This is a genomic window from Methylobacterium longum (assembly GCF_022179385.1).
Classification (GTDB): domain Bacteria; phylum Pseudomonadota; class Alphaproteobacteria; order Rhizobiales; family Beijerinckiaceae; genus Methylobacterium; species Methylobacterium longum.
The window spans coordinates 102,727-125,155 of sequence record NZ_BPQS01000009.1 but is presented as its reverse complement, the minus strand read 5'-3'; the positions used below and the strand labels follow the sequence as shown (position 1 = coordinate 125,155).

Annotated in this window: 21 protein-coding genes; 7 read left to right on the top strand and 14 right to left on the bottom strand. The window is 72.3% G+C overall.

The genetic code is table 11. From position 1 onward, the window contains the following. Positions 1–23: 23 nt before the first annotated feature. From MFF58_RS11190 to MFF58_RS11170, 5 genes are all read right to left on the bottom strand, one after another. Entirely contained in the window at positions 24–440 is a 417-nt protein-coding gene (locus MFF58_RS11190) for an FKBP-type peptidyl-prolyl cis-trans isomerase (RefSeq protein WP_238287311.1), read from the bottom strand. A 326-nt stretch (positions 441–766) separates the two neighbouring features. Beyond that, a complete protein-coding gene (gene coaBC, locus MFF58_RS11185) occupies positions 767–2,008 on the bottom strand; it encodes a bifunctional phosphopantothenoylcysteine decarboxylase/phosphopantothenate--cysteine ligase CoaBC (RefSeq protein ID WP_238287310.1) in 1,242 nt (413 codons plus the stop codon). A gap of 43 nt (positions 2,009–2,051) precedes the next feature. Then, positions 2,052–2,777, bottom strand: coding sequence for a di-trans,poly-cis-decaprenylcistransferase (locus tag MFF58_RS11180; protein WP_238287309.1), 726 nt, complete (start codon positions 2,775–2,777; stop codon positions 2,052–2,054). Between the two features lie 77 nt (positions 2,778–2,854). Further along, on the bottom strand, positions 2,855–3,244 hold the full coding sequence (locus MFF58_RS11175; protein ID WP_238287308.1) for a transcriptional regulator: 390 nt from the start codon (positions 3,242–3,244) through the stop codon (positions 2,855–2,857). Then, the gene (locus MFF58_RS11170) at positions 3,231–3,848 is read right to left on the bottom strand and encodes a hypothetical protein (RefSeq protein WP_238287307.1); all 618 of its coding nucleotides are present in this window, start codon (positions 3,846–3,848) and stop codon (positions 3,231–3,233) included. The genes MFF58_RS11175 and MFF58_RS11170 overlap by 14 nt, the downstream gene beginning before the upstream one ends. Positions 3,849–4,142: 294 nt before the next feature. Between MFF58_RS11170 and uvrB the strand changes: the two genes are divergently transcribed. Then, the gene (gene uvrB, locus MFF58_RS11165) at positions 4,143–6,920 is read left to right on the top strand and encodes an excinuclease ABC subunit UvrB (RefSeq protein WP_238287306.1); all 2,778 of its coding nucleotides are present in this window, start codon (positions 4,143–4,145) and stop codon (positions 6,918–6,920) included. 18 nt (positions 6,921–6,938) lie between these two features. Here the strand turns inward: uvrB and MFF58_RS11160 are convergent, their stop codons facing one another. Next, positions 6,939–7,157 (bottom strand): hypothetical protein, encoded by a 219-nt coding sequence (locus MFF58_RS11160; protein ID WP_238287304.1) that lies wholly within the window; start codon positions 7,155–7,157, stop codon positions 6,939–6,941. Positions 7,158–7,295: 138 nt separating this feature from the next. Here MFF58_RS11160 and MFF58_RS11155 point away from each other — a divergent pair, with 138 nt between their 5' ends. Continuing rightward, a complete protein-coding gene (locus MFF58_RS11155) occupies positions 7,296–7,823 on the top strand; it encodes an ankyrin repeat domain-containing protein (RefSeq protein ID WP_238287303.1) in 528 nt (175 codons plus the stop codon). Positions 7,824–7,888: 65 nt separating this feature from the next. Continuing rightward, on the top strand, positions 7,889–9,649 hold the full coding sequence (locus MFF58_RS11150; protein ID WP_238287302.1) for a pyrroloquinoline quinone-dependent dehydrogenase: 1,761 nt from the start codon (positions 7,889–7,891) through the stop codon (positions 9,647–9,649). 28 nt (positions 9,650–9,677) lie between these two features. Here MFF58_RS11150 and MFF58_RS11145 read toward each other — a convergent pair whose 3' ends face one another. From MFF58_RS11145 to MFF58_RS11130, 4 genes are all read right to left on the bottom strand, one after another. Beyond that, a complete protein-coding gene (locus MFF58_RS11145; protein WP_238287301.1) occupies positions 9,678–11,003 on the bottom strand; it encodes an O-antigen ligase family protein in 1,326 nt (441 codons plus the stop codon). Positions 11,004–11,122: 119 nt separating this feature from the next. After that, complete coding sequence (locus tag MFF58_RS11140; protein WP_238287300.1) at positions 11,123–12,025, bottom strand: alpha/beta hydrolase; 903 nt, start codon at positions 12,023–12,025, stop codon at positions 11,123–11,125. A gap of 84 nt (positions 12,026–12,109) precedes the next feature. After that, the gene (locus tag MFF58_RS11135) at positions 12,110–12,991 is read right to left on the bottom strand and encodes a lytic transglycosylase domain-containing protein (RefSeq protein ID WP_373323326.1); all 882 of its coding nucleotides are present in this window, start codon (positions 12,989–12,991) and stop codon (positions 12,110–12,112) included. Between the two features lie 223 nt (positions 12,992–13,214). After that, positions 13,215–14,594 carry a CoA transferase gene (locus MFF58_RS11130; protein WP_238287299.1) on the bottom strand — a complete coding sequence of 460 codons (1,380 nt, stop codon included), beginning with the start codon at positions 14,592–14,594 and terminating at the stop codon, positions 13,215–13,217. A gap of 108 nt (positions 14,595–14,702) precedes the next feature. Here MFF58_RS11130 and MFF58_RS11125 point away from each other — a divergent pair, with 108 nt between their 5' ends. Genes MFF58_RS11125 through MFF58_RS11110 form a run of 4 tightly spaced genes read left to right on the top strand, consistent with a single transcriptional unit; the run spans position 14,703 to position 19,067 of the window. After that, entirely contained in the window at positions 14,703–16,340 is a 1,638-nt protein-coding gene (locus tag MFF58_RS11125; RefSeq protein WP_238287298.1) for an ABC transporter ATP-binding protein, read from the top strand. Between the two features lie 2 nt (positions 16,341–16,342). Continuing rightward, complete coding sequence (locus MFF58_RS11120; RefSeq protein WP_238287297.1) at positions 16,343–17,584, top strand: phosphopentomutase; 1,242 nt, start codon at positions 16,343–16,345, stop codon at positions 17,582–17,584. Next, the gene (locus MFF58_RS11115) at positions 17,574–17,765 is read left to right on the top strand and encodes a DUF1192 domain-containing protein (protein WP_238287294.1); all 192 of its coding nucleotides are present in this window, start codon (positions 17,574–17,576) and stop codon (positions 17,763–17,765) included. The genes MFF58_RS11120 and MFF58_RS11115 overlap by 11 nt, the downstream gene beginning before the upstream one ends. A 3-nt stretch (positions 17,766–17,768) precedes the next feature. Next, on the top strand, positions 17,769–19,067 hold the full coding sequence (locus MFF58_RS11110) for a leucine-rich repeat-containing protein kinase family protein (protein WP_238287292.1): 1,299 nt from the start codon (positions 17,769–17,771) through the stop codon (positions 19,065–19,067). Positions 19,068–19,083: 16 nt separating this feature from the next. Here MFF58_RS11110 and MFF58_RS11105 read toward each other — a convergent pair whose 3' ends face one another. From MFF58_RS11105 to fliM, 4 genes are all read right to left on the bottom strand, one after another. Then, entirely contained in the window at positions 19,084–19,683 is a 600-nt protein-coding gene (locus tag MFF58_RS11105) for a cysteine hydrolase family protein (protein ID WP_238287290.1), read from the bottom strand. Between the two features lie 126 nt (positions 19,684–19,809). Then, positions 19,810–20,655, bottom strand: coding sequence for a MotE family protein (locus MFF58_RS11100; protein ID WP_373323319.1), 846 nt, complete (start codon positions 20,653–20,655; stop codon positions 19,810–19,812). Continuing rightward, complete coding sequence (locus tag MFF58_RS11095; protein WP_238287288.1) at positions 20,652–21,164, bottom strand: DUF6468 domain-containing protein; 513 nt, start codon at positions 21,162–21,164, stop codon at positions 20,652–20,654. Before MFF58_RS11095 ends, MFF58_RS11100 begins: the two co-directional genes overlap by 4 nt. A 19-nt stretch (positions 21,165–21,183) precedes the next feature. Next, positions 21,184–22,401: a flagellar motor switch protein FliM gene (fliM, locus tag MFF58_RS11090; protein ID WP_238287382.1), complete on the bottom strand. Its 1,218-nt coding sequence runs from the start codon at positions 22,399–22,401 to the stop codon at positions 21,184–21,186. Positions 22,402–22,429 lie beyond the last annotated feature (28 nt).

Sequence of the window (22,429 nt, the reverse complement as noted above, 5' to 3'; positions counted from 1 at the left end):
CTCGCCGTCGCGCAGCCCGACCGTTACTTCGCGCCGAGGAGTTCGACGTCGAAGATCAGCGTGGCGTTCGGCGGGATCACGCCGCCGGCCCCCCGGGCGCCGTAGCCGAGCTGTGGCGGGATGATCAGGGTGCGCTTGCCCCCGGTCTTCATCGTGGCGACGCCCTCGTCCCAGCCCTTGATGACCTGTCCGGCCCCGAGCGGGAAGGAGAAGGGCTGGTTGCGGTCGCGGGAGGAGTCGAACTTCTTGCCCTTCTTGCCGCCCTCGTCGAGCCAGCCCGTGTACTGGACGGTGACCTGCTGGCCGGCCTTCGGCTCCGGCCCCGTCCCGACGACTTCGTCCTGGTACCGAAGGCCCGAGGGCAGGGTCACGATCTCGGCAGTGGCAGCTGTGGTCATGGCGATCAACGCGGCTCCGGTGATGAGGGACAGGCGAGGCATGGTTTCTCCCTGGGACCGGCGCCGTCCGCGCCGGCCGTCGGCAGGCCTTCTACCGGCTCGCGCCGGTCCAGGCCAGCGACAGGGCGGCGCCAGGCTCCATGCCCTTCATCGCCACCGCGATCATGCCCCTTCCGGGTAGCCCGCGGGAGGGGCGAGCCGGCGTTCCTCAACCTGAGCGATGGCGCGCAGGTCCGGCACCGGGCGCAGGTGCGTCGGGACCGAGCCCCACGGGCGCCGCGCGGCGGCACAGATCGACCGGCAGGGACGCTTCGCGCTGGCGCGTCCGGATCCTTCGGGCCGCGCGACGCCGACGGACCTCAACCGCGTCAGGTCTCGGGCCGGTATCGCCCGGCGAGCATTCCGGCGAAGTGCGCCATCAGTCGGCGGGCGACCTCGTTCTTGCCGAGGCGCGGCCAGGACTCGACTGAGCCGTCCCGGCCGATCAGGTGAACGGCGTTGTCGATACCCCCCATGACGCCGCCCTCGGCCGACACGTCGTTCGCCACGATCAGGTCACAGCCCTTGCGGGCGATCTTGGCTCGCGCGTGGTCGAGGACCGCCTCGGTCTCGGCGGCGAAGCCGACCACGAGGGGTGGGCGACCCGTCGGCATCCGGGCGACCGTGGCGAGGATGTCGGGATTCTCCACCAGCGGCATCGGCGCAGGACCGGCGCCGTCCTTCTTGATCTTCTTCGCGCCCGCCTCCCGCTCCGGGCGCCAATCGGCCACCGCGGCGGCGAAGACGGCGATGTCGGCCGGGAGTGCCGCCTCGACGGCCGCCAGCATCTCCCGGGCGCTCTCGACCCGGACGACGCCGACGCCCGGCGGATCGGGGATCCCCACCGGCCCGGACACGAGGGTCACGGCGGCGCCCGCCCGCGCGGCGGCGGCCGCGATCGCGTGGCCCTGGCGGCCGGACGAACGGTTGGCGATGTAGCGGACCGGATCGATCGGCTCGTGGGTCGGTCCGGAGGTCACGAGCACGCGGCGGCCCGCCAGCACCTGCTCACCGGAGTGCCCGCCCAGCAGCCGCTCCAGGGCGTCGGCGATCTCGTTGGGCTCGGCCATGCGGCCCGGGCCGCTCTCCGCCTCCGCCATCCTGCCGGCATTGGGGCCGACGATCCGCACGCCGTCGCCCTCCAGGGTCGCGCGGTTGCGGCGCGTGGCGGGATGGGCCCACATCTGCACGTTCATGGCCGGAGCGATCAGGATCGGCAGGGTCGTGGCCAGCAGGACCGTCGTCGCGAGGTCAGCGGCGTGGCCGCCGGCCATGCGGGCCATCAGGTTGGCGGTGGCGGGCGCCACCACCACGGCATCCGCCTGACGGGCCAGTTTGATGTGGCCGATCTCGGCCTCGGAGGCCCGATCGAACAGGTCGGTATGGGCGCGCTCCCCGGCCAGCGCGGCGGCGGCCAGCGGTGTCACGAATTCCTGCGCGCCCTCGGTCAGCAGGGGGCAGACGCTCGCGCCGCGCTCGCGCAGGCGCCGGATCAGGTCGAGGGCCTTGTAGGCCGCGATCCCGCCGCCGATGACGAGGAGGACACGGCGTTGCGCGAGGGTCTCGATCATGCCGGGGACCCTCTGCGCGTCGGGCCGGACCCGTCAAGCGCGCTCACGCGGCGGCAGGAACCGCGGACGTCTTCAGACCGCCGAAGCGGCGCTCGCGGCGGGCGAACTCGGCCACGGCCTCGGCCAGGTCGTCGGGGCCGAAATCCGGCCACATCCGCTCGGTGAAATGCAGCTCCGCGTAGGCCGCTTCCCACAGCATGAAGTCCGACAGGCGCCGCTCGCCGCCGGTGCGGATCAGCAGGTCCACCTCGACCGGCGACCCGTGCATCGGGCCGGCCAGGAGCGCGCCGAAGCTCTCGCGCGTCACCGCGTCCGCGCCGTGAAGCGTCTGCGCCGCCGCGATGATCGCGTCGCGGGCCGAGTAGTCCACGCAGATCCGCAGGTGCAGGCGGGTGCCGGACGCGGTCGCCGCCTCCGCCGCCAGGATGGCCTCGGGGATGCCGTCCGGCAACCGGTCGCGGCGGCCCACGACGCTGAGCCGCGTTCCCGTCCGGGCGAGCCTCTGGGTCTCGTTGCGCAGGTAGGAGCGCAGGAGGCGCATCAGGCCGCCGACCTCCTCCACCGGGCGCTGCCAGTTATCCGCCGAGAAGGCGTAGAGCGTGAGCGTGCCGATGCCGTGATCCGGGCAGGCCTCGGCGGTGCGACGGATCGCCTCGACGCCGCGGTGATGGCCGGCGAGCCGCGGCAGGCCGCGCTGCGTCGCCCAACGCCCGTTGCCGTCCATGATGATCGCGGCGTGCAGGCCCTTGGGCTCCGCTTCGCTCTGCATCGAAAAGTCTCCCGGCATGGGCGTATCACTGAGGTTTATCGGGTCAACATTAACAATCCCGGCCGGATCCGGCGGTCTCACGCCGGTTTCGCGGCCGGATCGAGGCCGCGACGCCCGCTTTCCGCGCCGCGGTCCGCGGCCGTTGCGGCGTCCCGCACCACCTGTTCGAGCACGCCCAGGTAGCCGATGAACCGCTGGCGCCCGATCGCGGTCAGCCGGCACACCGTCTGCGGCCGGTTGTGCGCGAAGCCTTTCTCCAGGCTCACGAGATCAGCCTCACTGAGAACGGCGAGGTGGCGGCTGAGGTTGCCGTCGGTCAATCCGCAGAGGCGCTTGAGGTCCGGGAAGGACAGGCCCTTCGGATGGGCCACGAGCGAGGTCAGCACGCTCAGCCGCGCCCGCTCGTGGATGATCCGGTCCAGCCCCTCGTAGGAAAACCGCCCGTCGTCCCGGTCAGTGGTCGTCATCGCAGGATCGCGCGCCGTGGTGGATGATCGCCGCCAGCCACACTTGGCCGACCAGGAAGGGCAGGCCCATCGTCCAGGGCGACAGGGCATGCGTCCCCGCCGAGACCGCCAGGACGACGAGGCCGGCGAGCAGATACCAGGCGCCGATCGCCTGTACCGCCCGGGGCAGGATGCGCGCCGAGGCGAACAGGCCGAGACCGACCAGCACTTGCCACAGGCCCGGCAGCATCCAGACCTCGCCCGGGGCGAACCGGGCGATGACCAAGGCGAGACAGGCCCCCGCGCCCGCGGCCGGCAGGAACACCTCGATGGCGTTCCACACCATCGCGTCGGCGAGGCCGGAATGCAGGCGGCGGCTGCGCCGGACCGCCTCGATGCCGATCATCAGGAAGGCCGCGAGGGCCGCGGCGATCCAGAGGCCGAAGAACAGGCCCGGCCGCGCCATCGGGTCGCCGAGCCACAGGGCCTGCCCCACCGCGCAGGCGAGCGCGAGGCCGCCGGTCCCGGCGAGGGTGGCTGCGCCGACCCCACGGAACGCCGTGCCGCGCGCGATCTGGGAACGGATCGCGACGATGTCGGCCAATGCCCTGTCCAGGTCCTGCATGGCCCTCATGCCCCGGGCTTCATCGCGCTTTGCACTGCAAAGTAACGGGCCGACCGGATCGTCGCAAGCCGATTCGCGTCCGTCATGACGGCGGGTTTTCCGGCCATCGGCCGAGCGAGTCCAGTCCGCGACAGGACGAACTCTGGAAAGGGGATGTATTGCGGGCCTCATGCCGCGCGCGCAGCCGCAGTGGCGCACCGCCGGACCGGGGCGGGCGGACGGGTGGGCGGGAGCGGCAAAACTCCCCGGCGCGGCAGGGTTTCTCGCGGGCCGCGACAGGCCCATATTGTCTCCATGCCCGCTCCGAAGAAATCGCGTGCCGCTTCCGTCACGGCCTCCTCCGCCAAGGCGTCGAAGCCGGAATTGAAACCGCTCGACACTTATCTCGCCGAGTTGCTGAACCCGGCGCTCAACCGCAACCGGCCGGCGCCGATCGAACCGCCCCCTGAGGCGCCGGCGCGGCCTGGCAAGCCCAAGGGCGGGGCTGGCAAGAGCGGCAGCGGCAAGAGCGGCAGCGGCAAGAGCGCCAGCGGCAAGGCCGCCACGCGCCGGGCCGAGATCGCCCGCGACGGCTTCGCCGAGGCCCCGCAGGCCGGGTACGCCCTCGGCGACGCGGCCGATGTTGATCCGCGCCTCGCCCAGGCGCTCGGCCTGACGCCGCCCGAGGACGGTCCGGCGCCCGAGGGCGCCGACCTGCCGGATCCGGGCGGCGACGGCGGCGCCTCGGCGACGGTGACGGCGCTGGAGCGCCTGCTCATCGAGGGCAACCCGCTGTTCAAGGACGGCAAGACCTGGGTGCCGCATCGGCCGGAGCGGCCGCAGAAATCCGAGGGCGGCGTCCGGTTCACGCTGAAATCCGAGTTCACGCCGGCCGGCGACCAGCCCCGGGCGATCGCCGAGCTGGTCGGCGGCGTCCAGGCCCTGGAGCGCGATCAGGTGCTGCTCGGCGTCACCGGCTCGGGCAAGACCTTCACGATGGCCAAGATCATCGAGGAGACGCAGCGTCCGGCCCTCATCCTCGCGCCCAATAAGACGCTGGCCGCGCAGCTCTACGGGGAGTTCAAGACCTTCTTCCCCGAAAACGCCGTCGAGTATTTCGTCTCCTACTACGATTATTACCAGCCCGAGGCCTACGTCCCGCGCTCCGACACGTTCATCGAGAAGGAATCGTCGATCAACGAGCAGATCGACCGGATGCGCCACGCCGCCACCCGGGCGCTCCTGGAGCGCGACGACGTGATCATCGTCGCCTCCGTCTCGTGCATCTACGGCATCGGCTCGGTCGAGACCTACACGGCGATGTCGTTCACGGTGTCGCTGGGCGAGCGCATCGAGCAGCGCCAGCTGATCGCCGACCTCGTGGCCCTGCAGTACAAGCGGATCCAGTCGGATTTCGCCCGCGGCACCTTCCGGGTGCGGGGCGATTCCATCGAGCTGTGGCCGGCCCACCTGGAGGACCGCGGCTGGCGGATCGGGCTGTTCGGCGACGAGGTCGAGAGCATCGTCGAATTCGATCCGCTCACCGGCAAGACCATCTCCGAGCTCAAGTTCGTGAAGGTCTACGCCAACTCGCACTACGTCACGCCGCGCCCGACGCTGCAGCAGGCGATCAAGGGCATCAAGAACGAGCTGAACGGCCGGATCGAGGAGTTGACCAAGATGGGCCGCCTCATCGAGGCGCAGCGCATCGACCAGCGCTGCACCTTCGACATCGAGATGATCGAGGCCACCGGCGCCTGCAACGGCATCGAGAACTATTCCCGCTACCTCACCGGCCGGAAGCCGGGAGAGCCGCCGCCGACCCTGTTTGAGTACCTGCCCGACAACGCGCTCGTCTTCACCGACGAGAGCCACGTGACGGTGCCGCAGATCGGCGGCATGTACCGGGGCGACTTCCGCCGGAAGGCGACGCTCGCCGAATATGGCTTCCGGCTGCCCTCCTGCCTGGACAACCGCCCGCTCCGCTTCGAGGAATGGGATGCGATGCGGCCGATGACCGTCCACGTCTCGGCCACGCCGGGAAAGTGGGAGATGGAGCAGACCGGCGGCGTCTTCGCCGAACAGGTCATTCGCCCGACGGGCCTTGTCGATCCGGTGATCGAGATCCGCCCGGCCCGCAGCCAGGTGGACGATCTCCTCGGCGAAGTCCGGGAGGTGGCCCAGGCGGGCTACCGGACGCTCGTGACCACGCTGACCAAGCGCATGGCCGAGGACCTCACCGAATACCTGCACGAGAACAGCGTGCGGGTGCGCTACATGCACTCCGACATCGACACGCTGGAGCGGATCGAGATCATCCGCGACCTCCGCCTCGGCGCCTTCGACGTGCTGATCGGCATCAACCTGCTGCGCGAGGGCCTCGACATCCCGGAATGCGCCCTGGTGGCGATCCTCGACGCCGACAAGGAGGGTTTTCTCCGCTCTGAGACCTCGCTGATCCAGACCATCGGCCGCGCCGCCCGCAACGCCGACGCGCGCTGCATCCTGTACGCGGACTCCATCACCGGCTCGATGGAGCGGGCGATGGCCGAGACCGAGCGGCGCCGCACCAAGCAGCTCGCCTACAACGAGGAGCACGGGATCACGCCGCAGAGCGTGAAGCGCAGCATCGCCGACATCCTCAGCAGCGTGTTCGAGCGCGACCACGTCCAGGTCGATACCGGGTTGGCCAAGGACGCGATCACCGTCGGCCACAACCTCAAGGCCGTGATGGCGGACCTCGAGAAGCGCATGCGCGCGGCCGCTGCGGACCTCGACTTCGAGGAGGCGGCGCGGCTGCGCGACGAGCTGAAGCGACTCCAGGCCACCGAGCTGCTGGTCTCCGACGACCCGATGGCGCGGCAGGGCGACGTGGAGCGCGAGGCCGGCAAGTTCGGCCGGAAGCCGCCGCGCGGGGCGGGCGGCAGCCGGATCGCCAAGCCCGACCTCGACAATATGGGTCCCGGCACGGACCGCGAGCTGCCCGTCGGCAGCGCGCCGGTCTGGCAGGAGCGCCCCAAGCCGCGCTCGACGCAGGGGCTCGGCGGGCAGAAACCGAAATACAAGGGCGGGGGCGGCAGGCGGCGGAGCTGACCGGCGACCGCCGGGACCTCACGCGGCCGCGTTGTCCCGGCCCAGATGGCGGCTCGTCGCGGCCTCGCTCGCGTCGACGATCGCCTGCGCGATCCGGACCACGAGGGCGTCGCAGGCTTCGTCGTAGGCGCGATGATCGGACTGGCCGGCCGCCGCCGCGAGGGCGCCGCCCCGCTCGCGGACGATCTCGCGCGCGGTGCGCAGCGCGTCGGCAAAAGGTTCGAATGGACGGGGCATCGTCGCGCTCCGGAGGCGCCGGGCCATTGTGGGCCAGGTTGGCGGCTGGAACGAGCGTCGCGGTAAAACTGTTCCCGGCGAGGCCGAACGCGAATGCCGCACCGGCCCCGATCAGCCCCGGCGAGTGGCGAGCGCACGATGGCCTCAGAGACGAACACCCCCCCGACCCTCGACGACGATACCCTGGCCTTCGCGGCCCGCGTCTTCCAGTACGCGCGGATGGGCCATGCCGGGGAACTCGCCGACCTGTTCGGGCAGGGGTTGCCGGCGAACCTGCGCAACGACAATGGTGACAGCCTGCTGATGCTGGCCGCCTATAACGGTCAGGAGGAAGCGGCCCGGGTCGTTCTGGAGGCGGGCGGCGACCCGGAACTGGCCAACGATCGCGGCCAGACGCCGCTGGCCGGCGCGGCGTTCAAGAACGATCTGGCGATCGCGCGGCTGCTGCTCCAGCACGGGGCGGCGGTGGACGGGACCGGCGACGGCACGCGAACCGCCCTGATGACGGCGGCCATGTTCGACCGGACCGAGATGGTCGACCTGCTCCTCCAGCACGGCGCTGACCCGGACCGCCGCGACGCCTCCGGCCAGACGGCGGCCGACATGGCACGGGCCATGGGCGCCCAGGCGACGCCCGATCAGCTCGACCGCGCGGCGCGGCGTTAGAGCCGGCTCTCGGCCTCGCCGCGAGGCACGATCCGATGCGCACGACAGCTGGCCCTGAACGGAGAATGGCTTTGCAGAAATGGTCGGGAACCATCCTCGTCGGCGCCGCCGCGGTGGTCGGCGCCACATCGGGATTCGCCGCCGAGACGCCCTGGCCCGCCTTCGGGCATGACCCGAGCAACCGCAACTTCTCCGATCTGACCCAGATCGACCGCGACAGCGTCGCCCGGCTGCGGCCCGCCTGGATCTTCCAGACCGGGATCACCGGCTACTTCCAGGCGCAGCCGGTGATGGTGGACGGCACCCTCTACGTCTCCACGACCCAGAACAACGTCGCGGCCCTCGACGCGAAGACCGGTGAGCCCCTCTGGACCTACACGCACAGGCCACGCACGGAGAAGATCTTCGGGCCGCCCTCCAACCGTGGGCTCGCCGTGTCCGGTGGACTCGTCTTCGAGGCGACCATGGACGGGCGGCTGATCGCGCTCGACGCCAAGACGGGCCGGACGGTCTGGGACAAGGAGGCGGTGCGCCCGGAGGAGGGCGAGAGCGAGACGGCGTCGGGGCTGGCGGCGACGCTCGGCGGCAAGCCGGTGCAGGGTTCGAGCCGCCTCGGGTTCAAGATGCCGCCGCTGGTCGCCGACGGGCTGGTGATCGTCGGCGTGACCGGTGCGGGCTACGGCCTCCACGTCGAGGACGAGGCCGGCGGCCTCGACGGCGGGTCGGTGGTCGGCATCGAGGGCGGCTACGGGCGGCGTGGCTGGCTCGCCGCCTACGACGCGAAAACCGGCGAGGAGCGGTGGCGCTGGTACGTGACCCCGCCGGAGGGCTGGGAGGGCGGCTTCGTCGGGACGACCGCCGACGGCACGCCGCTCCACCGCGACATCGCCGCCGAGAAGGCAGCGGCGCCAGCCAACCGCGACGCTTGGCGCGTCGGGGGCGGTTCGCTCTGGATGACGCCGGCCTACGATGCCGACCTCGGTCTGATCTTCCTGGGGACAGGCAACCCGGCGCCGCAGAACTTCGGCCTGTCCCGGCCGGGCGACAACCTGTACACGATGTGCCTCGTCGCCCTCGACGTGAAGACCGGTGCGCTCCGCTGGTACTACCAGCAGGTGCCGCACGACGAGTGGGGCTACGACGTCGCCGCGCCGCCCTTCCTGCTCGACATGCCCGGCGGCGTGAAGGCGGTGGCCTCCGCGAGCAAGACGGGCTGGATCTACGTCCACGACCGCGCCACCGGGAAGCTGATCGCGCGCTCGGCATCGCTCATCGACCAGAAGAACCTGTTCGCCCCGCCGACCCCGCAGGGCACCGTGGTGGCGCCCGGTCCCCTCGGGGCGGTCTCATGGCCGCCCACCGCCTACGATGGACGGCGCGCGTACCTGCAGGTCCGCCACGGGGCGACGACCTACACGGTGAAGACGGTGCCGGCCGCCGCCGGGCGACCGGAGATCCGCTACACCGAGACCGGCGAGGCCAGGGGCGAACCGTCCTTCAGCACCCTGACCGCGGTCGACCTCGCCGACGGCGGCAAGATCGCGTGGTCGGTCCGCGCGGCAAGCCGTCTCTCGGGGGGAACGCTGGCGACCGCCGGCGGGCTGGTCTTCTCCGGGGAGGAGGACGGCCATCTCGACGCCCACGATTCCCGCGACGGGCGGGTGCTCTGGCGCTTCCAGTGCGGGGCAGGGCTCAGCGGGCCGGCCATGACCTACGCGCTGGACGGCAGGCAGTACGTGGCGGTGGCGGCCGGCGGCGCGTCGTTCACGAAGGCCGCCGGGTTCGGGACCGGCGACGCGCTGCTCGTCTTCGCGCTGCCCGATTGAGGGCAGCCGATGCGGGCCTCACCGGCGCTCAGTCGGCGGCGATGGCGTAGCGCGTGCGCAGGCGCAGGCCGAACACCGCCATCATGAACATGCAGCAGGTGGCGTTGTTGCCGTTGTACAGGACCGTCTCGAACGAGGCCGAGACGAGGCCGAGGAACCACAGGCGCAGGAACAGCAGCGTCTCGGCGTCGAGCCGCGTCCCGCCTGCGGCACGCTGGAGGTCGCGCACCGGTGCCAGCACGAAGGCCACGACGGTGAGCACCAGGAACGGGAAGCCGCCGATCAGCGCCGTGTCGAGATAGGCGTTGTGCGAGTGGTTGGCGCTGGTCACCCAGGTCAGTTCCTCGGCGCCGCCGTACATGGTGCGCTCGGTCATCCAGAACGCGCCGATCCCCCAGCCGCGCCAGGGGCGAACGAAAATGTTGTCGATGGCGAACTGCCAGATCTCGCTGCGGCCCGTGAAGGTCGCATCGGTCAGCAGCGCCCCGACGGCGTCGCGGATCGGCGCCACCAGGACGGAGCCGATCGAGACCAGCGAGAACCCGATGATCGGCCCGAGAAGCAGCAGGGACCGGGCGAACCCGCCGGTCAGGACCTGACAGAGGCCCGTGACGGCGAGGATCACTGGCAGCAGGAGGATCGCGGTCTTGGAACCGCTCGCCACCAGGAAGCCTGCGGCCAGAAGCACGATGCTCCAGCCCAGCATGCGGCTGGCGGCGGCGGCGACGTAGAACCCGATGATCACCAGGACGACCATGGCGGCGCCGGCCTCGTTCTTGTGCGGGAAGATCCCGCGCCACAGACCGGGATGGCTCGGATCCGAATTGACGTCGAAGGCCGAGTGGATCGCGAGGTTCGGCACCAGCGCGACCGCGAGGTAGGACGAGGCCAGGATCACCAGCGCCGCGCCCGCCAGGGCCAGGGCGAGCTGCCGGGGCGAGCGGGCGACGATCAGCACGCCGGCCGAGAGCATGGCGGCGATGGCGAAGAGGGTCAGCCGGCGGAGCGACAGGCTCGGCTCGATCGACAGCAGCGCGGTGAGCCCGAGCCAGAGGGCGCAGAGCATCAGCGGCCAGGTCGCGAGGGGCCGCAGGTGGCGCGGGCCGATCCGGTAGATCGCCGCGGCCATCGAGAGGCCCGTCACGACGAACAGCAATTGGGTCAGCGTGCTGCCGTCCTCGGCCGCCGCGAGGGACGATCGGTCCGCCAGATCCACGAACCACAGGTGGTTCCAGAGCAGGACGAAGACGGCGCCGTTGAGGAGCACGCGCAGGCCATCCGGCACGTCGCGCCCGGCGAGGCCGCGCCGCCGCCCGCCGGCCGTGACCCCGATCGCCGCGTCCGCAGAAGCCATGTCATTCCACCGCGAGGGCCGCGCCACGCGGCCCGACGTATTCTAGCGGCGGCGACATCCCGGGCGATGGCGAATCGGCGGTTGCACCGATCAATCGCGCGATAACCTTGACGCGCTGCTCAGCGCCGCATCGTGTACTGCGAACGGCCGGAGGATTGCCGCATCAGGAAAGACGCCATCTCGGCGAGTTCGGGCGCCTTCGACCGGAAGGTCACCGACAGGGCCAGCAGCGTGTCCTTGTGGTCGAGCCCCGGGTAGATCCGTTCCTGCACGGGCACGTGCTCGGCGCGCAGCTTCGCGGCGAGGCTGGCGGTGTGCCGCGGCTTGACCACCGTGTCACCGTCGCCGGTCGCCAGGAAGGCCGGCGGCGACAGCGGCCCCACGAAGCTCCCCGGCTGCGTGGCGGCGAGGTCGGCTGCCTGCCCGAACACCTTGACGGTGGTGTCCTGATCGAGCGGCAGGAAATCGTAGGGGCCGGACAGGCCGGCCACGGCCTTGATCACCTTCGGATCGACGCCGGCGGCGGTGACGTAGCGCGGGTCGAGTCCGAGCATCAGGGCGTTGTAGGCGCCGGCCGAGTGGCCCGCGAGCACGATGCGGCGGGGGTCGCCGCCGTACCCGGCGATGTTGTCCCGCACCCAGGCCAGGGCGGCCGCTCCGTCCTCCAGGAATCCCGGGAACGGCGCCTCCGGGTAGAGCCGGTAATCCGGCAGCACCGTGACGAAGCCCTGGGCGGCCAGCGCGTGCCCCACGAAGGCGTAGTCGTCCTTGGACCCGCTCTGCCAGGAGCCGCCGTAGAAGAAGACCAGGACCGGGGCGTTCTCCGCGGCGGTGACGGGAACGTAGACGTCGAGGCGCCGCCGCGAACCGTCGCCGAAGGCCTGGTCCTTCGCGGCGAGGCGCCCGCCCGGATCGCGCGGGCCTATCGCGTCGAACAGGGCGAGCGGCGAGGCGGCGCTGATGCCGAAGGCCGCGAGTCCGAGGCAGAGGAGGCTCGCAAGCGCGGTGAGGATCCGTGTCATATCCCATCCGGTTGTCCCGACCGGGCGATACCGCACCGCGCTCTGGGCGGATTGATGACGGTCCCGCGGCGGAGCGCGGCAAAATCAGGTGCGCAGCACGATGCAGGCGCCGCCGACCTTGCGGATGCGGCCGCAGAGGTCGTCGGCGGCCTGCCGGCTCTGCGCCGGGATGCGGATCCGGTAGAACGCGCGGGTCCCGCGGTTGCGCAGGCGCGTCCCGATGATCATCGGCCGGACCTCGCCGATCACCCCCGCGTAGCTGCTCCGGGCCCGGTTGAAGCTCTGGAGGGCGAGCGCCTTCGAGAAGTTGCCGGCGAGCTGGATGCCCCAGGGCGCGGCCGGGCCCTCGTTGAGGCCCAGCGCGAAGCGGTCGCCGCGGGTTGGGATGCGCAGGCTGGCGGTGACCTGCATGCAGGTCTGCGGCGGCTCGGCCTTCGCCTCCTTCGCGTCGGGCTTGGCGGGCGCGCCGCCCTCGGGATACTCGATCCCCTTGGCGGGGCCGGTCCGCCAGTCGTCCACCGGCAGGCCCGTGATGGAGGCCACGTAGGCGCGGGTCTCGGCCGGGAGGCCCCCGTCGCCGGCGAGCCACTTGCTCACCCGGGCAGCCCCGCCGTTATAGGCGGCGGCGGCGAGCCCGAGATTGCCGAACTGCCTCTTCAGATCCGCGAGAAGATGCGCGGCGTGCGGGATCGCCTGCTCCGGGTCGAACGGGTCGAGCAGCCCGCGCTCCCGCGCCGTTCCCGGCATGAACTGGGCGACGCCCTGCGCGCCCGCCGGGCTGACGGCACCCACGCGGAAACTGCTCTCCCGCCAGATCAACCGGGTCAGGAACGGCACCGGCAGGCTGCGGGCCTTCGCGGAATCGTCGATGAGGCGGCACAGCGCCTGTTCCACCGTTTCGGTCGCCCCCTCGGACGGAACGGCCGCGGCGGGACGCGCCGTGATCAGGATGAGAAGGGCGAGCAGCGCGCCGTAGCGCAGGCAAGGGGTGTTCACCCCGGCGCTTGTAGCGACCTTCGGTTGCGGATCAATCCGCAGCGTTCCCGGCGGGGCGCCGTGGGGCGCGGGGGTCCGCGCCTGGATTCACCCGTCCGGCACACGGTTTCCGAAGCTTGCCGAGCCGCCCTGTCCCGGGCGCCGCGCAGCCAGAAACGGTGATCCGGGACCCGGCACAAGCGTGGCCGCGCGATCATGCCGCCCCGGGGTTGGCGGCCCAGGCGGGCGCGTCGGTCCCGAGCCGGCGCGCGGGCCGTGTCCAGCGCATCGGAGCGCCCGCATCGACGACCGGCGGCCGGAGACGCCGGGCAGCGCCCCACGACGTGGCCTCCATCCCGGGGGCGCGGTCGTCCTGCGCCTCCGGCGTGATGGCCGCGTCCGGCTCGGCCGGCCCGGCACCCGCGAGGAGTGCCGCCGTGCGGGCGAGGGAGAGCCGCGCCCGGCCGCCGGCGCCGTCCGCCAGCCGGCGGGTGAGCAGCCGGAGCCCTGCCGCCGCCATCATGTAGCCGGTGGCGTGATCCAGCGCCTGGACGGGGAGCGGTACGGGCCGATCGGCCTGCATCCACGCCTGCCCGGCCTGCGCGATGCCGCAGCTCATCTGCACGAGGCTGTCGAAACCGCGCCGCCCGGCCCAGGGACCGGTCCAGCCGTAGGCGTCGAGGCAGACCTCGACGAGGCCGGGCGCCAGGGCCCGCCGCGCCGCGGATCCATAGCCCAGGCCGTCGAGGGCGCCGGGCCGGTACCCGTGGACCAGCACATCCGCGCCCGCGAGCAGGCCTTCGAAGACCGCCCTGTCGGTATCCCGGCTCAGGTCGAGCCGGGCGCAGCTCTTGCCCAGCGTCACCTCCGGTTCGAGGGCGGGCTCCTGCCACTCGGGCGGGTCGATCCGCAGCACGTCCGCGCCGAACCCCGCGAAGAAGCGGGTCGCCACCGGCCCCGCGAGCACCCGGGTGAGATCGAGGACCCGCAGGCCCGCCAGCGGCCGTCCGGCCCGGGGCGTCCAGCGCGGGCGCGACCGCTCGGCCACGCGTTCGACAGCCACCAGCGGCTCCGCGGCCACGGCGCGGCCCGCCGGATGCGCCGCCCACGCGGCGATCCCGCGCATCCCGGCCGCGCATCCGCCCTCGGCGAGGATCGCCGCCTCGAGCTCCTCCCCGGCCCAGCCCGCCACCGCGAGCGCCATGGCGGCGCGATCCGCGCGGCGGCCGAGCACCCGCTCGGCCGCCGCCCTGTGGTGCGGCGCGTTGGTGTGGAGCCGGATCCAGCCGTCCAGCGCGGCATAGTCGCCGGCGACCGGATCCCACGGCGCCGGCACGCGCCAGCCTTCCGGACGCAGCGAGGTGGCGAACCAGAACGAGGCCAGCCGCCGGTCGACGGTGACGGTCCCGCGCGTGCCCGCGACCTCCGCGAGCGCCAGGGCCGCGGCCGCGATCGCACCGGCGGCGAAGTCGGTCACCGCGAAGGCCGACGGCAGGGCGCCCGCGCCGACGAAGCGGAGCGACGCGACGGCGTCGGGCGGTCCGTCCACGGCCGACCAGATCTGTGCGGCGAAGGATTTGGCGCTCGCATCCATCTCGGTCTCTCTCCCGCGGGTCGGGGTCGGCGCGACCGGCGCCGAGACCGATCCGCCCTCGCCGCAGGATAGACTAGGGTCCCGGCTCCGGCGCGCTATAAGAGGCCCATGTCCGAGGCCGAAACCCAGCCGCTCCTCTCCGTCGAGGGTCTGTCCGTCGCCTTCCGGTCCCGCGAGGGCGAGACGGTCGCGGTCGACGGCGTCGATTTCACCGTCCGCCGGGGCGAGACCGTGGCGCTCGTGGGCGAATCCGGATCCGGCAAGTCGGTGACGGCGCTGGCGATCCTCCGGCTCCTCGACGGCGCGGCACGGCCGGCCGGCCGGATCCTGTTCAAGGGCCGCGACCTCGGGAGCCTGCCCGAGCGGGATATGCGCAATGTGCGCGGCGCCGACATCACCATGGTGTTTCAGGAGCCGATGACGTCGCTGAACCCGCTTCACACGATCGAGCGGCAGATCGGCGAGGTGCTGAGCCTCCACCGCGGGCTGACCGGCAAGGCCGCACGGCGGCGGATCCTGGAGCTTCTGGACCTCGTCGGCCTGCGCGACGCGGAGCGCCGCATGGGCGCCTATCCGCATGAATTGTCCGGCGGCCAGCGCCAGCGCGTGATGATCGCCATGGCGCTCGCCTGCGAGCCCGACCTGCTGGTCGCCGACGAGCCGACCACCGCGCTCGACGTGACCGTGCAGGCGCAGATCCTGGCGCTGCTCGCCGATCTCCAGAAGCGCCTCGGCATGGCGATGCTGTTCATCACCCACGATCTCGGCATCGTGGAGCGGATCGCCGACCGGGTCTGCGTCATGCTGCGGGGCAAGATCGTGGAGGCCGGGGCGACCAGGGCGGTCTTCGCGAACCCGCAGCACGACTACACCCGCCGCCTGATCGCCTCGGAGCCCAAGGGCCGCGCCAACCCGGTCCCCGCCGACGCCGCTTCGCTGGTCGAGGCCGGACCGCTCAAGGTCTGGTTCCCGCTGAAGTCGGGCCTGCTCCGGCGCGTCACCGGCCACGTCAGGGCGGTGGACGGCGTCTCGCTGCGGGTGCGGGAAGGCGAGACCGTGGGCGTGGTCGGCGAGTCCGGATCCGGCAAGACGACGCTGGGCCTCGCCCTGCTGCGGCTGACCGGCTCGGAGGGCCCGATCGTGTTCCTCGGCAAGGCCATCGACGGCTACGGCGTGGCGCAGATGCGCCCTCTGCGCCGGGACATGCAGGTGGTCTTCCAGGATCCCTACGGGTCACTCTCGCCCCGCATGTCGGTGGCCGACATCGTCGCCGAGGGGCTGGTGGTCCAGGGCATCGTCCGCTCCCGGGCCGAGCGTCGCGCCGTGGTGTCGAAGGCCCTCACGGATGTCGGGCTCGACCCGGCCGCCATGGACCGCTACCCGCACGAATTCTCCGGGGGTCAGCGCCAGCGCATCGCCATCGCCCGCGCCATGGTGCTCAACCCCCGCTTCGTGGTGCTCGACGAGCCGACCTCGGCGCTCGACCGGTCCGTCCAGGCGCAGATCGTGACGCTGCTGCGCGACCTCCAGCGCGAGCGCGGGCTCGCCTACCTGTTCATCAGCCACGACCTGAAGGTGGTTCGGGCGCTGGCCAACTACGTGGTGGTGATGCAGAACGGCCAGGTGGTGGAGGAGGGCCCCGCGGAGACGATCTTCGCGAACCCGAAGACCGCCTATACCCGCGCCCTGTTCAAGGCCGCCTTCGCCCTCGACAGCGACGCCCCGACCGAGCTGGAGCCCGCCTGACCGTGGCACGCGCGCTCCTCATCGTCCTCGACTCCGTCGGCATCGGCGGGGCACCGGATGCCGATGCCTACGGCGATGCCGGCTCCGACACGCTCGGGCACATCGCTGAGGCCTGCGCGGCCGGACGCGGCGACCGAGCGGGGCTCCGCGCCGGACCGCTGCGGCTGCCGCACCTCGCATCGCTGGGGCTCGGGCTCGCCGCCGCCGGAGCCTCCGGCCGGATCCCGCCGAACCTCGCTCCGGACGGCCGGCCGCGGGGCGCCTACGGTCATGCGGTCGAGACGGCCGCCGGGAAGGACACCCCTTCCGGCCACTGGGAGATCGCCGGCCTGCCCCTGCGCGAGCCCTGGGCGCATTTCCCCGACACGAGACCGGCATTCCCGCGCGACCTGACCGCGGCGCTGATCGCGCGGGGCCGCCTGCCGGGCATCCTGGGTGACCGGCACGCACCGGGCGTCGCCATCATCGACGAGCTCGGCGCCGAGCACGTCCGGTCCGGCCGGCCGATCTGCTACACCTCGGCCGACAGCGTGTTCCAGATCGCCGCCCACGAGGAGGCCTTCGGATTGGAGCGGCTCTACGACCTCTGCCGGGTCGCGCGCGGGCTCTGCGACCCCTACCGCGTCTGCCGGGTGATCGCCCGGCCGTTCGTGGGCTCGGCGGAGGCGGGCTTCCGCCGGACCGGCAACCGCAAGGACTTCGCCGTCGAGCCTCCGGGCGTCACGCTGCTCGACCGGGCCGAGGCAGCCGGGCGCACGGTGGTGTGCGTGGGCAAGATCGGCGACATCTTCGCCCATCGCGCCACCGGTCGCGAGATCAAGCCCGGTCCGAACGCGGCCTGCCTGGTGGCGGGTCTAGACGCGCTCAAGGACCTGCCCGACGGAGGCCTGATCTTCATCAACCTCGTGGATTTCGACACGGAGCACGGCCACCGCCGCGACGTGCCCGGCTACGCGGCCGAGCTGGAGGCATTCGACGCGCGCGTGCCCGACATCCTGGCCGCGCTGGCGCCGGGGGATCTTGCGGTGATCACCGCCGATCACGGCAACGACCCGACCTGGACCGGCACGGACCATACCCGCGAACAGGTCCCGGTCCTCGCCTTCGGACCCGCCATCAGCGGCCGCGACATCGGCCGCCGCGACAGCTTCGCCGATATCGGCGCCACGGTGGCGGGCCATCTCGGCCTGCCCTGGGACGGTGCCGGACGACCGTTCCTGGAAGGAGGACAGCATGCGGGATGACGAAGACCGGCCGCGCGGGAGCGTCACCCATCAGATCGGTCAGTCCCTCGACACGCTCTCGCTCTCCGATCTCGACGCCCGCATCGCCCTCCTGCGGGCCGAGATCGTCCGGATCGAGGCGGCCCGGGCTGCCAAGCAGGCCGCGCAGGGGGCCGCCGACGCCTTCTTCAAACGGAGCTGAGACTTGGACCGGTCGGACACCCTCGCGGCCCTGCGGCGCGGCGAGCTCGGCGGCGCCCGCGCGCTGCGCCTGCCGGACGGGCTTTCGGAGATCCCGCGCGAGGTCTTCGCCCTCGCCGACACGCTGGAAGTGCTGGATCTCGGCCGCGGCAGCCTGAGCGATCTCCCGGCGGAGTTCGGGCGCCTGCACCGCCTCCGGGTGCTGTTCTGCTCCGGCAATCCCTTCCCGCGGCTGCCGCCGGTGCTGGGCGACTGTCCGACGCTCAGCCAGCTGGGCTTCCGCGGCTGCGGCATCCGCGAGATCCCGGAGGAGGCGCTGCCGCGCGACCTGCGCTGGCTCACGCTCACCGACAACCGGATCGAGCACCTGCCGGCGGCCCTGGGGGAGCGTCCGCTCCTCCAGAAGCTCATGCTGGCCGGCAACCGGATCGCGACGCTGCCGGATCGTCTCGCGGGCGCGGAGAACCTGGAGCTGATCCGACTCGCCTGCAACCGGCTCGAAACGTTGCCGTCCTGGCTCGCCGACCTGCCGCGGCTCGCCTGGATCGCGTATGCGGGCAATCCCGCCGAATCCGCGACGGCGCCCACCGCGGCCCAACGGGTGCCCTGGGCCGAACTGGAGATCGGCGATCTGCTCGGGGAGGGCGCCTCCGGCCGGGTCCACCGGGCCGTGTGGCGCGGGCGCGGCGACGCGCAGGCCGTGGCCCTGAAGCTGTTCAAGGGTGCGATGACCAGCGACGGCCTGCCCGAGCGCGAGATGGAGGCCTGTCTCGCCGCCGGACCGCATCCGGCGCTAACCGGAGCGCTCGGCCGGCTGGACGGCCACCCGGAGGGCGCGCAGGGGCTGCTCCTGCGCCTGCTGCCGCCGCAGAGCCGGGTTCTCGCCGGGCCGCCGAGCCTCGCGAGCTGCAGCCGCGACGTCTACGATCCGGACCAGCGGTTCAGCCCGGACCACGCGCGGCAGATCACGCGGGCGGTGGCGGAGGCCGTGGCCCATCTGCACGGACGCGGCCTTCTCCACGGCGACGTTTACGGCCACAACATCCTCTGGGATGCCGAAACCGGTGCCGCCGTGCTCAGCGATTTCGGCGCCGCCTCGGCTCTGCCGGGAGGCGATGCCGGTGCGGCCCTCGCGCGGATCGAGGTCCGGGCGGTGGGCCTCCTGATCGGCGAGCTTCTCGATCGCTGCGAGGCGCCGCCGGCGAGGCTGCGCGCTCTCGAGCGCGCCTGCACGCACCCCGATCCGCACCGGCGGCCCAGCCTCGCGGAGGCGGTCGCCGAATTGCGGCATAGGCCGGCCTGAGCCGCCCCGGCGGCTGTCAATCGCGAATGTCGTCCGGCCGACGCACCACGACGGCGAACAGGTCGCCGAGCGCGGCGAGGCTCGCGGCCTGAAGCTGGGCAGCCTGCACCACGGAGCCGTCCGGCGCCGGCAGATCACGCGTGGCCGTCGCGGAGGCCACGACGGTGGGGCGGAAGCCGAGGTTGAAGGCGCTGCGGGCGGTGGAGTTGACGCACATATGCGTCATGAAGCCCGCCAGGACGACATCCTTCACGCCCGCCTTCTCCAGCTGCGCCTGGAGATCGGTGCCGACGAACGAACTCGGATAGGCCTTGGTGATCACCGGCTCGTCGCCCTGGGGCGCCACCTCCGGGCTGATCTGGCCGATGGGCGCGGTCACGTCGTAGGGCGAGCCCGGTCCGGCATCGTGACGGACGTGGAAGACCGGGATGCCGGCCGCCCGTGCGCGCTCCAGCAGCGCCGCAGCTTCGCGGAGCGCGGGCTCGACGCCGTCGAGCCGCATCACGCCCTCGCGGTAGGTCTGCTGCAGGTCGATCATCACGAGCGCCGAACCCTTGAGCGGTGCGGGCTCCGGATTCAGGCCTGACAGGCCGCGCAGGGTTGCTGGTTCGGACATCCGGTTTCTCCCAGAGCGTCGCCCCTGATCAGGGTGACCGACGGCGGCGCGGGACCCTACACCGCCGCGCCGCGCCGGCACCATGGGTTATCGGTGCTCCGTGCCCGCGCCGTCCGGCCCGCCGCCCTAGCGCGCGGGTGGCCCCGGATCGATCGCCTGCAACTCGTTGGCGGGCAGACCCGGACCGGCTTGGGCCTGCGCGCCGCCGCCGCGGGCGCGGTTGGCGAGGGCCACGGTCAGGCGCTCGGCCGTGTCGGGCTGCATCACCGCCAGGACCTCGGCCATCTTGCGCGGGTTCATGGCGAGCACGATCGGCACCAGCACGTCGTGCCCGAGCCGGTCGAACACCCGGGCGGCGTCCTTGGGCTTCATCGCCTCGTACATCGTGACGATGTTCTTCAGCCCCTGCTTCTCGGCCTCCTCCTTGGCCTTGGCGACGGAATCGACCTTGTCCTCGGCCTTCCTGAGGTCGCCGAGCCCGGTCTCGAGCTTCCGTTCGGCCTCGCCCAGCATCTTCTCGCGCAGTTCCAGCTCCTCGCTCTTCTGGCGCAGGGCGTCCCGCCGGGCGCCGAGCTTCTCCAGCAGGGCGCGCTCGGAGAGCGAGGCGGGCGGCGCGGCCGCCGGCTGCGGCACGGGGGCCTCCGGGGCCTTCTCGGCCGCGGCCGGCTCCGCCGTGGCGCCCACCGACCCGGTCGTGACAGGATCGGGGGGCTCGTAGCCCGTACGGGCCCGCGCCACCGCCCGCCCGAATTCCGGCAGCGCGACGCCCTCCGGCAGACCGGCTTGCAGCAGGCTGAGGAGCTTGAGCACGAGCAGCCCGGCCGCCGCCAGGGCCACGGCATCGACGAGGCGCAAGCGCCACGTCCGGGCGGGTTTCGGGGGCGCACGGCGCAGGGCCGTGCCGGCCCGGCGCAGTTTCTCCTCGGGATCCGGCTTCGGCGGGGGGATCTTCGGAGCCTTGACCCCGGTCACGCGGCGCGGGCCCGGACGCGCGCCAGGGCGCGCTCGCTCATGGCGAGCGCCGCCGCGGCGGCCACTCCGAGGCGCTCGCCGTTCGGGCTGCCGGTCTCGGAACGCCCTGCGGCCGGGACCTCACGGGTGATCGGAGCCGCCGGCGGCGGGGCGGGCGCCGGCTCGGGCCGCGCCGGGACGGCGCGCATCTGCGCCACGATGGCGCCGATGCGCGTGACCACCAGCTCGCCGGCCTCGACCTGCTGCGACAGCTCGGCGGCGCGGGCGGCGGCGGCCTGCAGGCGGTTGCCGAGGACGCGGTCGGATTCGTCGATGGCCGCGCGCAGGCCCGCGATGGCGCGCTCGGCGGTGCCGGTCGCCACCATCAGGTCGCCGATGGTCTGGCGCAGGGCCGCCTCGTCGCCCTTGAGCTGGCTGATCCGCCGCGACAGCCGCAGGGAGGTGACGATCGTCGCGGCCAGGAGGACCGCGACCAGGATGTCGGCGGCGAGGGTGACGAAGAGACTCATGTCGGGGCCCTCATCGTGCTCAGCTGTCCGAGCGGCTGTTCATCGAGGCCTCGTAGGCCTGGATCGTCGTGCGCGACCGGCGCAGGGGACGCGTGACCTGCACGGCGATGTGCCCGTCGACCCGGCCGATCCGCCCCTGCGTCAGGGCCCAGTCGCCGCAGCGGACGGTGATGAGATCGGACGGCTTGGCGTCGAACATCAGCGTCTCGCCGACCTTGAGGCTCATGACCTGCTTCAAGGGCAGCATCATCTCGTGCAGCACCGCGTCCATGGTGACGTCGGCCTGCCAGATCTCGGTGGCGAGGTGGCCCTCCCAGACGTGGTCGCGGCCGAGCTTCTCGCCCATGAAGCTCTGGGTCAGCAGCTCCCGGATCGGCTCGATCGTCGCGTAGGGGAACAGGATCTGCAGCATGCCGCCGCGCCCGTCGACGTCGAGGCGCAGGCTGATCAGGATCGCGGCGTTGCCCGGCCGCGTGATGGTGGCGAAACGCGGGTTGGTCTCGATCCGGTCGATGCCGAAGCTCACGGGCGAGAGCGGCTGGAACGACATCTCCAGGTCGCCCAGCACGATCTCCACGAGCCGGCGCACCAGGGTCATCTCGATGGCGGTGAACGGACGCCCGTCGAGGCGGCTCGACAGGCCGCCGCGCTTGCCGCCGAGCAGCAGGTCGAAGGTCGCGTAGGCGAGGTTGGAATCGACCGTGACGAGGCCCGAATTCTCCCACTGCTCGGCCCGGAACACCCCCAGGAGCGTCGGCAGCGGGATCGCGTTGAGGTAGTCGCCGAAGCGCACCGAGGTGATGTTGTCGAGGGTGACCTCGACGTTGTCCTGGAACAGGTTGCGCAGGGAGGTCGACAGCAACCGGATCATCCGGTCGAAGACGATCTCCAGCATCGGCAGGCGTTCGTACTGGACGACGCCCGAATCGACGATGGCCTGCACGCCCCCGGCCCCGGAGGCCGACAGCTCGCGCATGGAGAAGCCGAGGACGCCGTCGATCTCGTCCTGGTTCAGCACCCGGTCGTTGCCGGCGAGTTCGGGGAGGTTGTCGCTCTCCCCGTCCTCGATCATCGTCGCCCATTCGGCGGCGACGTCGCCCGCGTTGCGGGTGGTGCCCTGCTCGGCGAGCGCCGCCCCCCATTCCTCGGCGAGCGACGTGTCTCCGCCCTCGGCGCCCTGCTCCAGCAGGGCCGCCGACCAGTCGTCCTCCGGAAGTTCGTCCTCGGGTTCCATCAGGCGCGCTCGATCGTGGCCGGGCGGGAGT